Source organism: Pseudarthrobacter phenanthrenivorans (assembly GCF_036455295.1).
Classification (GTDB): Bacteria; Actinomycetota; Actinomycetes; order Actinomycetales; family Micrococcaceae; genus Arthrobacter; species Arthrobacter phenanthrenivorans_C.
On record NZ_JAYXNX010000004.1, the window covers coordinates 106,913 to 120,347 of the forward strand.

Annotated in this window: 10 protein-coding genes; 8 read left to right on the forward strand and 2 right to left on the reverse strand. The window is 59.4% G+C overall.

What is annotated here, in order from left to right; translation table 11 throughout:
* Nucleotides 1-14: 14 nt before the first annotated feature.
* Nucleotides 15-221, reverse strand: a complete 207-nt coding sequence (locus tag VXJ37_RS06595; protein ID WP_331322253.1) for a hypothetical protein — start codon at nt 219-221, stop codon at nt 15-17.
* 411 nt (nt 222-632) lie between these two features.
* On the opposite strand from VXJ37_RS06595, the gene VXJ37_RS06600 reads away from it, so the two are divergent.
* The 5 genes from VXJ37_RS06600 to VXJ37_RS06620 all read left to right on the forward strand — a co-directional run bounded on the left by VXJ37_RS06600 (nt 633) and on the right by VXJ37_RS06620 (nt 8,171).
* Nucleotides 633-1,553 carry a fumarylacetoacetate hydrolase family protein gene (locus VXJ37_RS06600; RefSeq protein WP_331322254.1) on the forward strand — a complete coding sequence of 307 codons (921 nt, stop codon included), beginning with the start codon at nt 633-635 and terminating at the stop codon, nt 1,551-1,553.
* Nucleotides 1,550-2,302, forward strand: coding sequence for an SDR family NAD(P)-dependent oxidoreductase (locus tag VXJ37_RS06605; RefSeq protein ID WP_331322255.1), 753 nt, complete (start codon nt 1,550-1,552; stop codon nt 2,300-2,302). Before VXJ37_RS06600 ends, VXJ37_RS06605 begins: the two co-directional genes overlap by 4 nt.
* Nucleotides 2,303-2,379: 77 nt before the next feature.
* The gene (locus VXJ37_RS06610; RefSeq protein WP_331322256.1) at nt 2,380-3,054 is read left to right on the forward strand and encodes a FadR/GntR family transcriptional regulator; all 675 of its coding nucleotides are present in this window, start codon (nt 2,380-2,382) and stop codon (nt 3,052-3,054) included.
* Nucleotides 3,055-4,764: 1,710 nt separating this feature from the next.
* Complete coding sequence (locus VXJ37_RS06615; protein WP_331322257.1) at nt 4,765-5,850, forward strand: LacI family DNA-binding transcriptional regulator; 1,086 nt, start codon at nt 4,765-4,767, stop codon at nt 5,848-5,850.
* A 26-nt stretch (nt 5,851-5,876) separates the two neighbouring features.
* Nucleotides 5,877-8,171, forward strand: a complete 2,295-nt coding sequence (locus VXJ37_RS06620; protein WP_331322486.1) for a beta-glucosidase family protein — start codon at nt 5,877-5,879, stop codon at nt 8,169-8,171.
* 342 nt (nt 8,172-8,513) lie between these two features.
* On the opposite strand, the gene VXJ37_RS06625 is transcribed toward VXJ37_RS06620, so the two are convergent.
* The gene (locus tag VXJ37_RS06625) at nt 8,514-9,578 is read right to left on the reverse strand and encodes a LacI family DNA-binding transcriptional regulator (RefSeq protein ID WP_331322258.1); all 1,065 of its coding nucleotides are present in this window, start codon (nt 9,576-9,578) and stop codon (nt 8,514-8,516) included.
* 446 nt (nt 9,579-10,024) lie between these two features.
* Here VXJ37_RS06625 and VXJ37_RS06630 point away from each other — a divergent pair, with 446 nt between their 5' ends.
* The 3 genes from VXJ37_RS06630 to VXJ37_RS06640 are packed head-to-tail and all read left to right on the forward strand — an operon-like array spanning nt 10,025 to nt 13,198.
* Nucleotides 10,025-11,368, forward strand: a complete 1,344-nt coding sequence (locus tag VXJ37_RS06630) for an ABC transporter substrate-binding protein (protein ID WP_331322259.1) — start codon at nt 10,025-10,027, stop codon at nt 11,366-11,368.
* Between the two features lie 49 nt (nt 11,369-11,417).
* Complete coding sequence (locus tag VXJ37_RS06635) at nt 11,418-12,380, forward strand: carbohydrate ABC transporter permease (protein ID WP_331322260.1); 963 nt, start codon at nt 11,418-11,420, stop codon at nt 12,378-12,380.
* The gene (locus VXJ37_RS06640; RefSeq protein ID WP_331322261.1) at nt 12,380-13,198 is read left to right on the forward strand and encodes a carbohydrate ABC transporter permease; all 819 of its coding nucleotides are present in this window, start codon (nt 12,380-12,382) and stop codon (nt 13,196-13,198) included. The genes VXJ37_RS06635 and VXJ37_RS06640 overlap by 1 nt, the downstream gene beginning before the upstream one ends.
* Nucleotides 13,199-13,435 lie beyond the last annotated feature (237 nt).

Here is a 13,435-nt window from a genome sequence, read left to right on the forward strand (position 1 = left end):
GCAGGTTACACGTCTCATTTCGCTGGATACTTGAGCTCGGCCAGTGCTACTGGGTCGGCGTCAGCGCTCCAGACCTGTCCGCCCGGGTAGACGAAGGCGGTCAGCGCGTTGGGCAGCATTTCGCTTTCTGCACCGGCTGCGGATGGTGGCCAGTAGAAGCCACTATGCCCGTCTACGGGTGTTGCAAAGACTTCTTGAAAGTGGTCAACGAACTCGATCATGCGGCCAGATCCTCCAGGTCCACGCCCACTTTGACTTTGACCTAGCTGAAGCCTGAACTTCAGTGGCGCCCGACGGTTCAATCGAGGCCATGTCCCTCATACTTGTCACCGGCGTCAGTCCGGGAAACTACGTACGTAGCTGTGCGACCCGGATGGGGGCTCATTACGTCGGATCCATCGAGATGAGGAGAGGTTCGAAACCTGACATCGAGGATGTCTCCGCGGAAATTACGCTCGTCGTGCCCCTTGGGTGGGAGCACCCGAAGGGGAAAAGTCAGACCAGGCCCTGAAAGAAGGTAGTACTTCAACGGCAAACATAGGATGTATAGCTTGCAACGCAGCGCAACTTTCGTACAATTGAGGACAATTGGCCACTCATAAATCGGATGATTAGCAAGCGAAGGATTGAAAATGGATCTCAGATTTGCAAGGGTCGGCGACGTTTCCTGCGAACGACCCGTCGTAGGCAACATTGGACCGGAATCCGAAGAACGTTGGTTTGACCTTCGGCCACTCACGCAGGATATCGATGGCTCATTTCTGGCCGAGGAAGGGGTGGCTCGCACGCGTGCAGCACTCCGTTCCGGCGCCCTGCCGGAAGTTTCCATCCACGGGCTTCGAGTCGGCGCCCCCGTTGCCCGGCCTGGTTCCGTGATCTGCATTGGCATGAACTACATCGCCCATGCCGCGGAGTCAGGCTCAGCGCCACCCACCATCCCAGTGGTCTTCCTCAAACCGTCGAACACGGTCACAGGACCGTTCGACGCTGCCCCAATCCCGCCGGATTCCACACACTACGATTGGGAGGCGGAGTTCGGCATTGTTCTTGGCCGGACCGCCTCCTATCTTTCCGGGACCAGGGAGGCGGCGGACTGCATCGCCGGCTACTTGGCCGCAAACGATTTGTCAGAACGCGAGTACCAGCTACCGGGTGCTGCAGGACAGTGGACGAAGGGCAAATCCCTGCCGGCATCCACACCATTGGGACCGTGGCTGGTTCCCGCGGATCAGATCGACGCCGCTGACTTGCGTCTGCGGAGCTGGATCAACGGAGATGTACGGCAGGACTCGACGACGAGTGACATGATCTTCGATCCTCCGACAGTTGTTCATCACGTCAGCCAATACATGCTGCTGGAACCTGGAGACGTCATCCTGACAGGCACGCCGGAAGGTGTGGCCTTGTCCGGACGGTTCCCCTACCTGCAGCCCGGAGACGTTGCCGAAGTCGAAATTGGTGCTCTTGGCCGGCAGCGGCAGGAGTATTTCAGAGCAGCGCGGCCCGTCCCCAAAGGATCGGAATTGTCAGAAAACGAAAGGGTTTCGCCATGACCCAAGAACTCGACGGCCTTGTGGCGCTTGTGACCGGCGGCGCCTCCGGGATTGGCGCGGCCATCGCAGACAAACTTTCCGCAGAGGGCGCCCACGTTGTGGTCCTGGATCTCAACCCGGGCAGTTCCGAGCATCTTGGCATTGTCTGCGATGTCTCCAACGACGTCTCAGTGCAGGCGGCCATTGACGATGTCGTCCGGAGGTTCGGCCAGCTGGACATTGTCGTCAACAACGCCGGCATCGGTGCCCAGGGCGATGTCAGCACGAATTCAGATGATGAATGGCATCGGGTCATAGACATCAACGTGCTGGGGGTCGTGCGGGTAAGTCGGGCCTCACTTCCGCACCTGCGACGCTCGACGGCTCCAGCAATCGTCAACATTTGTTCAATCGCCGCCACAGCAGGCCTACCTCAGCGCGCGCTTTACTCCGCAACGAAAGGGGCCGTCCAGTCCCTCATGCTTGCAATGGCCGCGGACCACATAGCAGAGGGCATCCGGGTGAACTGTGTCAACCCTGGCACGGTAGACACACCTTGGGTGGACCGCCTGCTCCAGTCGGCCGCCGATCCTGCTGCCGAACGCGCCGCACTAAACGCCCGACAGCCTCACGGCCGCTTAGTGCAAGCCGCGGAAGTTGCAGCAGCCGTGTCCTACCTTGCCGGTCCGTCTGCAGGGTCTACATCCGGAGCCGCGCTGGCCGTTGACGGAGGAATGCAAGGACTCAGGGTTCGCCCAAGATCCTCCTAGCCGCAAAGAAGTCTTCTGGACGCAGTGGAAACATTACCTCCTCCATACATCGGATGTTTATGACGTAGCATGGATGAGTGGCGGTAACAGATGAGGCGATAAGCAAAATCAAGGAGATGCTTCTCAGCGGGGAACTCCGCCCAGGGGACCGACTTGCACCTGAGAAGGAGCTCAGCGAGCGTCTGGGCCTGTCCCGAAACTCTTTGAGGGAAGCAGTCAAAGCACTTGAGTTGATTCGGGTCCTGGATGTACGAAGGGGGGATGGAACCTACGTCACGAGTCTTGACGCGAAACTTCTGAACGAAGCCTTGGGCTTCGTTGTCGAGCTGCACCAAGACAGGTCCGTTCTGGAACTTTTCGAAGTACGCAGAATTTTGGAACCGGCTGCGGCCTTTGCCGCCACGGCAAAAATGTCATTGGAAGGCATCGCCGCCCTGCGTGCCGCCATGGAGGGGATAGACGAAAACACGCCAATAGAGACTCTCGTCAACCACGACCTGGAGTTTCACGGTCTGATCACCCAGGCTTCCGGTAACGCGTATCTCATCAGTCTTCTTGAAGCGCTCAGCAGCCGGACAGTCCGCGCGAGGATATGGCGCGGACTGACCCAGGAAAAGGCCGTCTCCCATACCCTGAATGAGCACAAGTCCATCGTTGACGCCATGGAGCGCGGTGACGCTGAACTTGTGCGCGCTTTGGTCACTGTCCACATCAGCGGTGTCGAAAATTGGGTTCGTCAGGCTGCCTACTAAAGCCCAGGATCACTCCAGCGCATCATATGGTCTCCCCGGCTGGTTGGCCACTCGGCCGCGAGCAAGGGGAGCACTACCGAGGTACCCGGCACGGCCGCATTCTATAGACTGCTCAACCAATACGTCGGATCCACCCAAAGGGACGGCTGGGTGGGCTTAGTTAATGTAGTGGTCTTTGACATTCTCGCAACCAAAATACGTTTCCGTAGCGTTCTGCTGTCCGGCTCTGCCTCGGATAGTGCTATTCGCGGTAAAAAACTACCAGCGAGACCGTCGGCTAACCTTGAGCTTTCGTACATCCGGCAAGTGCGAAGCCACCTATCCACGGGACCGTGCGAGGGATGACGATGATATTTGAGGGGTTCGGCAGCGGATGCCCAAACGAATTGGCATCTGGCCCGGTCCTGCCTTCTATGTGTTGCTAATCCGGACAAAGGTTCCTGGCTGGTTTTCGATGATGCGCCGCCCCGACGCGCCATCGGCCCTCAGCCAGAGCAGGGATCCGTCATCCAGGACGTCATCCACCTGCCCTCGATCTGCCGTCCCTCCACCTGAGTGGATCTCAACGTTTTGGCCCTTGAGAGGGGACCAGTCATCAACTGATTCCCATGGGGAAGATAAGTGGGGCACATTCTCGCCGGGGCTGCATGGAGGCATGTTTTCCTAAAGTTGTTTTCCGTTCAATTTAAGCCCGCTGAGCTGTTCATAGGTTCAGGCGTGCGCAAGCCCCAGCGTTGGTTCGCGGAGACGGATTAGAAGAAGGCGCGAGCGCGTCTCATTTCGGGCGCGCTTATGGTCGGGAAAACGTCATGAGGTGGAGGAGGAGCGCTCGTTCAGGCCGACCAGGATTATGTGCAACTGTGCTGCGCAGTTGCATTCGAGCAGTAGCCTCCGCTGGAGCGGTTCCCCTGAGGATTTCATCGATAATCTCCTGCGCCTGGACACGGACATGCGCGTGAACGTGTCCGGAAGGATCTGCGGTGACAAAAGTGTCGTGTGTCGTCTTGACTACTTCTAACGTGTTCATGGTCGTTGTATTTCCTATTCTTAAGACCTGTTTCAAGTTCTCGGCAGGGTGCATCATGACGGGACTGCTCCACCTGCCCGTTCATCGGACAGTGGTTGGACGCGCCTGCCGCGAGTTCCTGCACCTCATGGGGCCAGGGTGTAGGAAGCGCCGCCGGGTTTTGTCATAGCAAGCGCGCCATGAGCGGTCCCGAGTTCCAAGGCTGCAACCAGTCCTCTTGAAGCGAGCAAACCGGGTGCACAGCCAGGGACGAAGGATCCGCCCCCCGCCTGCTCGGTCAAGGATGTCGATCTGACGCGGCCACGGTCCTAGCGTCCCACGGCAAGCTTTTTCTTGATCCGCGCCCTGGGCGGGCGCGGATGCGCAGTTTTTTCACGGTCGTATATTCATGCACTGGCCCTATCGTCGCGTAGCCGCACATAAAATCACAAGGAGTTTGCGAGAAAAGGAAAAGTTTTCGCATCGTTAGTTACGCGCAGCAAGAGGATTGAACCCCACGGCACGTCCAGATCCAACGTTCTATTTCGCGAAAAGTTTTCCAACTTGTTGTACGTCTTTTTCCACTCAGTTAGCGTGATTGCGAGGCCAACCTCACTGCTTCAGACCGAATCCACAAGAAAGAGCGACGATGCCCTGTTCACCGCTGCAGTCCCAGCCTTCGCCCAGTAGCGGGAGCTGAAGGCATGCAACGTTTTGAAAGGGAACCCGTTTCGGCCGGCAGCGGACGCCGGGCAACGCTTACCGCCGTGGCGAAGGATGCGGGCGTGTCTATAGCGACAGTGTCAAAGGTGGTCAATGGGCGTACCGGGGTCTCCGAGGAGACCCGCCGCACAGTATCCGACTCCATATCGCGCCTCGGTTACGTCAGCCTAGGGGAACGTCAAAGTGCTGTGAAGGTCTTGGCAGAGGCCACAATCGAAGTTGTCGTTCAGCCCGACGACGTCTCGAATCCCTACCTCAGCACGCTTATTGGCGGAGCATTGCGCGCCGCTTCGCGACTCAATGCAGCCATTTTCCTCCGCGACGTCGCCTCCATTCAGGAACAGACGCCCCTTGAATGGGCTCAGGCAGTTGCCCGGGCGGGACGCCTTGGCGTCATCGAGGTCACCAGCGGGTATTCGCCGCGCCGGGAGCGTGCACTCAAAAGCGTCGGTCTTCCCATGGTTCTCATTGATCCCATAGATGTGCCGCGGACTTCCGTTCCAAGCGTCGGCGCCACGAACTGGGCCGGAGCTTATGCAGCGACCAAGCATCTCATAGGGCTAGGCCATCAACTGATTCGCTACGTGGGTGGACCTCACGGAGCCGCCTGCGACATCGTCCGCGCCCATGGATGGGCCGCAGCGATGAGTGAGGCAGGCCTCTCCGCCGACCTCGCCACGATTCCCCATCACAGCTACTCGTTCGAACACGGCCTGCAGGCCGGCACTCAGCTCCTGAAGGCTCCTGACCGCCCCACCGCCGTCTTTGCTGGCAGCGACATTTCAGCCATGGGAATCCTTGAAGCTGCACGGCGTCTGGGGATCCAGGTTCCTGAACAACTTAGCGTGGTGGGCTTTGACGACACGATGCTGGCACAGACGTCGACACCACCGCTCACCACAGTCCGCCAGCCCATCGCCGAAATCGGAGCCACAGCCGTCTCCGCGATCCTAAGACTTTCACGAGGCGAGATCATCCCCGCAAAGCGGATGGAGTTGGCCACAGAACTGGCCATCCGGGCTTCTTGTGCCCCGCCGCCCAGCCTAGAGAGGAATAAGTATCAATGACCACCATCACAGAGAGGGCCCCGGAAATGACCCCGTGGCAATCAAAAGACCGGCCACCTGCCCAGCGTGCCCAAGCGCTTTTGGCTCAAATGACGACAGCTGAGAAAGTCGCGCAGCTTGGAAGTTCGTGGCCCGGCGGTGATGACGCGGGCGGAGACGTGGCCCCAATGCAGGAGACCGTTTTGAGGGCCAGGGCCTTCGAAGACGAAATTAAAGATGGCCTCGGCCACATCACGCGTGCATTCGGGACAGCGCCCATTAGCCCGCTCGACGGCGCCGCGCGTCTGGCTGAGCTTCAGCAGAAAGTACAAGCAGCCAATCGCTTCAACATTCCTGCTATTGCGCATGAGGAATGCCTCACTGGATTCACTACGTGGACCGCGACCGTATATCCGACGTCCCTTGCCTGGGCGGCTACCTTTGATCCTGGCATCGTCCAACGCATGGCCGCGGCAATTGGTCGCGACATGGCTGCGGTCGGCGTCCACCAAGGCCTCTCGCCGGTGTTGGATGTTGTCCGGGACTACCGTTGGGGCAGGGTTGAAGAGACTCTCGGCGAAGACCCCTACCTTGTAGGGCAAATCGGCACGGCCTACGTCGTGGGACTTCAATCCGCCGGTATCGTTGCCACGCTGAAACACTTCGCAGGCTATGCAGCCTCCAGAGGCGCTCGAAACCATGCACCCGTGGCGATGGGGCGGCGCGAACTTCACGACGTTATTCTTCCGCCTTTCGAAAAGGCCGTGGCTGCGGGTGTGAGGTCAGTAATGAACTCATACACAGACACAGACGGAGTTCCTGCCGCATCCGATGCCTACCTGTTCCATGAGGTCTTGCGGGAGGCATGGGGATTCGAAGGGACGGTTGTTTCGGACTACTGGTCCATCCCCTTCTTGGAGACGATGCACCGTACTGCAGCAACAACGGCAGAGGCGGGACGCCTTGCTCTTACCGCCGGGATTGACGTCGAACTTCCACAGACGCTCGCCTACCTGCCGGAGTTTCTCGGGCAGGAACCCGACGTGCTGGCCGCCATCGACCGGGCCGCGCTTCGTGTTCTGACCCAGAAGGCCGAACTTGGGCTTTTGGACGCTGACTGGGACGCAACACAGCACAGCAGGGAAACCATCGACCTTGACTCTCCAGGCAACCGCTCCGTGGCACGGCAACTTGCTCAGGAAAGCATCGTCCTGCTCGAGAACCCGCGGGGAATTCTTCCCATTGCTTCGCCCCCCCAAACCATCGCGCTCGTGGGCCCGGGCGTCGACGACAGTGGTTGCTTTTTCGGCTGCTATTCATTCCCCAACCATGTCGTTACAAACCACCCGGGTACCCCTAATGGCATCAGTGCCCCGACCCTCGTAGAAGCTGTCCAGCGCGCTTTTCCTGCCTCTGCACTTAGGACGGCGCGCGGCGTTGACATCGCGGGGACGGAGACGGCGGGAATTGCCGCAGCCGCCCGCCTCGCCCGGGAGTCGGATTTGACCGTCGTCATGGTCGGAGATCGTTCGGGCATGTTCGGCCACGGGACTTCCGGCGAGGGCTGCGACGCCTTGGATCTGCACCTTCCGGGTGTTCAGGAAGAATTCCTCGATGCAGTACTGGAAGCCTCGGATAACGTGGTCCTAGTCTGCGTTTCGGGACGGCCCTACGCCATTGGGGACTTCGCCCGGAGGGCTGCAGCGGCCGTACAGGTCTTCTTTCCCGGAGAGGAAGGCGCTGCTGCCATCGTCTCGGTACTTACCGGCGAAGCCGAACCTTCCGGGCGGCTCCCGGTCCAGATTCCCGGTACCGCGTCAACCCACCCAAGCACCTACTTAGCGCCTCCCCTGGCTTTGAAGAGTGACGGTGTGAGCAACATTGATCCGACGCCGGCGTATCACTTCGGCTTCGGACGTTCTTATTCGACGGTAGTCATCGAAGAAGTTAGCGTGAACGCGGCAGAAATCGACCTGGACGGCCGCGTCGAGATTACAGCCACCCTCTCAAACACCGGTGACCGGGATGCCTTCCATGTTCCGCAGCTGTACTTGACTCACAACGCGGCCACGGTGACCCGGCCGCTCAGGCGCCTCATCGGATTTACCCGCGTCCTGATCCCCGCAGGGACAAGCAGAACTGTCAGGTTCGACGTCCACGCAGACCTGACCAGTTTCGTGGGGTTGGACTACCGCCGGCGGGTCGAGCCGGGTGCGGTCACTTTCACCGTTGCGGACCACGCAGGCGACGCTGGACAGCCAGTCCAGGTAAGCCTCCGTGGTGACGCCCCACGTTTCGTCGATCACACGCGGGCTTTTGACACGGCGGCCACCGTCTACTGATTCACTTCGCTAAAAGTAGGGACATGACAATTATCCGTAGGTCTTCTGCCTGACAGAACGAGTCCAACAAGCTCTTCGGCCCCGGCAGGACTGCCCCATTGCTCCCGCGATGTAGGCAGTCCTGCCGGGAACGGCGCGGCCGCGGCCGTTCCCGGCAGTACGCGCTGACGTCGACATATACCTGGCTGTGATTACCGCTGCCGTAGCAGTACCCGTCAATAGTTTCCGACTGGTTGAGAGCGAAACACGGCGCCCATGCTGCACCACCGCCGGTGCCCTGCCTGTATGGCGGCTGAAGGCATTTCGGGGCCAATGGCGGCAAAGCCCAAAACCGGTATTACGCTAGGTGCGCTCCGCTGGAGGGGCCGTTGATGCCCTGACGACCAGCTCCGTCGCAAGTTCAACCCGGGCTGATGGCAGCTCTTCCTTCCGCGAGAGCCTCACGATCGTCGAAACGGCTGCAGCCCCGATCTCGGCAATGGGTTGATGGACTGTTGTCAGAGGCGGCGTGGCAGCCCCTGCAAGGTAGGTGTCGTCGAATCCGACCACGCTCAGTTCGCTGGGAACGAGGATCCGCTGCCGGCGCGCGGCCTCAATGACACCCATGGCGGATATATCGCTGCCAGCGAAAATTGCCGTAGGACGGGGTACTGCTGACAGCAAGGTAATGGCCGCCTGCAGTCCGTGCTCGTAGGTGTACCCACGCCGCGGAATCCCCTCCAGGTCTACTGTCAGGCCGGCCTCTGCCATGGCGGCCGCCCAGCCATGGGCTCGAACGACATCGCATGCTGCCCCCACGGGTCCACCTATGTAAGCGATGCGTGTATGGCCCAGTTCCAACAGATGCTTTGTCGCTGCGTAGGCCCCTGCCCAATTGGATGCTCCGACGCTCGGGACAGATGTCCGGGGAACATCTATCGGGTCAACCAGAACCATCGGAATCCCGGCAGCCTGGAGTGCCCGTTCCCGCTTGATCGAATACTGGCTGGTGACCTCAATGACACCTAGCCGGCCAGAAAGTGATAGTGATTCCGCCCAGGACTTCTCCGAGCCAGCACCCAAGGTCGCTGGATCCCGCAGCAGAAGGGCTGCGTTCAAGCGGGTCGCAGCCCTTAGCGCTCCTCCTAGGAAGGCGCTCAGATAAGGGTTCGTCATGTCCTCAGGGTCTGCGACGACCTCGATAGTCGCCTCCGCCGACGAAAGGCCGATCTGGTTTCGCTCTCCGAAGCTCACGTAGCCAAGGCTCGCGATGGCCTCCCGGACGCGTTCCCTCACAGGTGCGGAAACGCCCGCGCGTTGATTTATCACCTTCGACACGGTTCCCACTGAAACCCCGACGTGCTCGGCGACATCGGCGAGCGTTGTGTTACTTCCCGCCGGCGTGGCCTGCAGGGTTTTCCTACCCATAGGTCTCCCTTCACCCTGAGCTGTGCGCACCAACCACCCCAACATCTAGTGCCGAGATTAGCAGAAAGGCGTATCGAGAACTAGGAAAGGTTTCGTGTCCGAAACCCCCGCATGTTGGCGGTTTTCAGCCGTTTCAACGGGATGATCGGAGATACGAAAATGGATATTCAACGAAAACTTTTCTAAAGTCTTGCTCTACTTGAGCGCCGAAACGAATAATTGCGGTATCCGTTTGGAGGGCTCCGTTGAACGGAGCGCCTTGTCAGGCGAATAAAGACGACGCACCGGTAAGGAGGGCTTGTACAGTGCAACTCTCCGCATTCCAGGAAAAGCGCTGGAAGTGGGTTCTTCAAGTAGGCCGAAACCACCTTCCCTCCGCTGCATCTCAGACACGTAATTAGCAAACTCCCCTCTTCTGCGCTCGGCTCACCGGGCGGAAAGGTTCGATGATGAACGCACCACGCAAGGGCAGGATGGTGGCCGTCAGTGCCGCATTCCTGACGGCCATGACCCTCCTCGCCGGGTGCTCCGGCGGAGGCGGGGCCACGGCAGGCGCACCCAATAATGACCGTCCGGCAGACGAAATCCACGTGAAAGTCTTCGGGGATGCCGCAGCCAGGGTCGAGAAGGCAGCGGCCGACCGCTTCAACCAGACCTCGTCCGTGAAGGTTGTCGTTGACAATGGACCTGCCGCTGGCAACGACTACATCAACCAGGTCCGGTCCCAAATCGGTACCAAAGATTCGCCGGACATCTTTATGAGCTGGGGCGCGGCAAACATCCAGCCCTACATCAAAGCCGGCGCGCTGATGGACCTCAATGACGCCATCGCGAAAGACCCCAAGCTGAAGAGCTCCTTCCTCCCATCGGTGTTTGGCGAGGAAGTAGTTGATGGAAAAACTTACGGCATCCCCATGCGCGGCGTTGGCCCTGTCGTCCTTTACTACAACAAGGCCGTCCTGCAGAAGGCCGGGCTGCAGCCTCCTAAGAGCTTCGATGACCTCATGTCGCAGGTTGCCACTCTCAAGGCTGCTGGCGTGACGCCGATTGCTCTCGGAGGCGCCGACAAGTGGCCGGACCTGATGTGGTTCGAATACCTGTACTCGCGCCTCGCAGGCAATGACCAAGTGGCCAAGGGGCTTGCCGGCGACAAGACGGTGTGGGAAAGCCAGCAGTCCAAGGACGCCCTCTCCAGCCTCACCAAGCTCATCGATGGCGGAGCCTTCGGAACCACCTACGAGTCGGTGAAATATGGCAGTGACGGCTCCCCGAAGCTACTCTCGACGGGCAAGGCTGCCTTCGAATTGATGGGCAACTGGAACTACTCGACGATCGCCGGAGACGACCCCGCCTTCGCTGAAAAGGATCTCGGCTGGATTCCGTTCCCGTCGATGAACGGTAACGGCCAGGCCGGAGAACTCGCTGGAAACCTGAGCAACTACTACAACGTGGCAGCCGACACCCGCTACCCGGACACTGTCGCCAAATTCCTTGCCACGCTTTACAGCGACGAATTTGTCAAGGATCAGCTGTCCATCGGAAACCTTCCCCCCACCACGAATGCGGGTGACCTTCTGAAGCAGGTGCCGACACTGACTGCCAGCGGCAAAGACTTCCTGAACTTCCAGCTCGGCATCATGCATGATGCCCCCTCGTTCCAGCTTTCATGGGACCAGGCCATCGCCGCTGAGTCGAAGGAAACACTGAACAATGGAATTGCCGCGTACTTCGGCAAGACGATGAATCAGGACCAATTCATCAGCCTGATGCAGTCGCTCAAGCACGACTGATCCACGCCAGAAAAATCTAGCACTGCACGCTCCGGAGGGATTTTTTACGATGACAGAGACGACAACCATCGAACGGGCCACGGCGTCACCGCCGTCAGGTTCCCTCCGGAGCGGCAGAAAACGCGCCAGCCTCGGTCAAGCCGGGCGTCCAGGACTGGTCTGGGCTGCCCCGGCGGTGCTTTTCTTCACCGTTTTTGCCCTGGTTCCGCTCGCGTTCGCAATCTATTTGTCGTTCACGTACTACAACGGGATCAGGCTTAGCTCACCAAAATGGGTGGGCCTGGATAACTGGGTACGTCTTTTTCAAGATCCCCAGGCCGCCAGCAGCCTAGGAATTACCCTGGCACTAGTGGTGATTGCGGTAGCCACGCAAACTCCCTTGTCACTCCTCATCGGCGTGTGGGCAGCAGGCCCCCAACGCGGACGCGCGGTCGTCCTCTCGATCTTCTTCATCCCGCTGTTGATGTCAACAGCCGCGGTTTCCGTTCTCTGGTCGTCGCTGATCGACCCGAACTTCGGACTGCCCGCCGCAATGCCTTGGCTTTTCGGGGACGGAAACCTCCTCGGTCACCAATGGAGCGCACTAGCCGTAATCGCAGTCATCTACCTATGGGGGGCAACCCCCTTGCACACGCTCATCTATCAGGGGGCCGCAAGGGCGATCCCCCCGACCCTCTACCAGGCCGCTCAAATTGATGGTGCAGGAAGAGTCCGTCAATTTTTCGCCATCACACTCCCACTGCTCAGGAACACGATCGTCACCGATGTCATCCTGATCGTGGTCGGCACCTTTACTACCTTCGACCTCATCCTCATCCTCACCGGAGGCGGACCCAGCCAGGGAACTGCAATTCTGCCCTACTACATGTACGAACAAGGATTCAGCTCCTTCGACCTCGGATATGGAAGCGTCATCGCCATGACCCTCGTTGTCCTATGCGCCCTCATTTCGATAGTCATGACGAAAGTTACGGGCTTCGACAAAATGAGCGGGACCCAGGAAGGAATCTGATGAAGCCCCAACCCAACGTCGTAGGCGGATTCTTCGCCGCCATCTGGCTCTTGATCATCTCACTGCCCGTCTATCTAATGCTTCGCGCCGCGTTCGAAACCAAGGCCGCATACTCCCAGGCGGGTCCGATCGGGCTTCCTACAACCTTCACGCTGGACAACTTCGCTTACGCCTTCGAAATCGGGTTTGGAAAGTACCTCGTGAATTCGGGTCTCATCACGGTGGGGACAGTCGCGATCATATTTCTCCTTGTCCCTCCGCTTGCATTCACTATTGTGCGCTGCACAAACCCCCTTGTCCGGCAGGTGTTCCGGCTCATGCTGATCGGCCTGGCGATCCCCGCGCAGGTCGTCGTCCTTCCGGTCTACTACCTGATCGCGCAGGTGGGCCTATACAACTCGCTCCTCGGCGTGATCCTTCCGACCGCGGCGTTCGCAATCCCCGTCAGCACCCTCATCCTCACGGGCAGCATGAGGGAAATCAGCAACGAACTCTACGAAGCAATGGCTCTCGACGGCGCGTCTTCATGGAGGACATTTTGGCAGCTCGTGGTTCCGCTCTCCCGCGGCGGGATCGCCACCATCATCGTCTTCACTGCACTCAATGCCTGGAACGGGTTCCTCCTGCCCCTCGTCCTCACGCGTTCGCAAGACGTCATGGCAGCGACCATCGGCCTGAACCTGTTCAAACAGAACTTCAGCCTGAACGTACCCGGACTCATGGCCGCCATCGTCCTGACAATCATTCCAATCTTCCTCGTATACATCTTTGCCCGCCGCACTCTTATCGCGGGCCTGACCGGCGTCGGCGGGAAGTGAACCAGCAAAATGCAGCCGCTCACGCGGCCACGAAAGGCAAGCAATGAACCCAGCCACAGCCCTCGCACCCCGGAAATTGACCATCCGGGTTGAAGATCGCGCAGACCTGGACCAAAAACTGGAAGATTGTGTGCTGCAGATCCGGGCAGCAGCTTTGTCAGCGGGGGACAGGGGAATCCTGATCACCAGGCACACCGCGTACGACTTCACAATCGAGCTTCACCCGGAGGTCCCGTT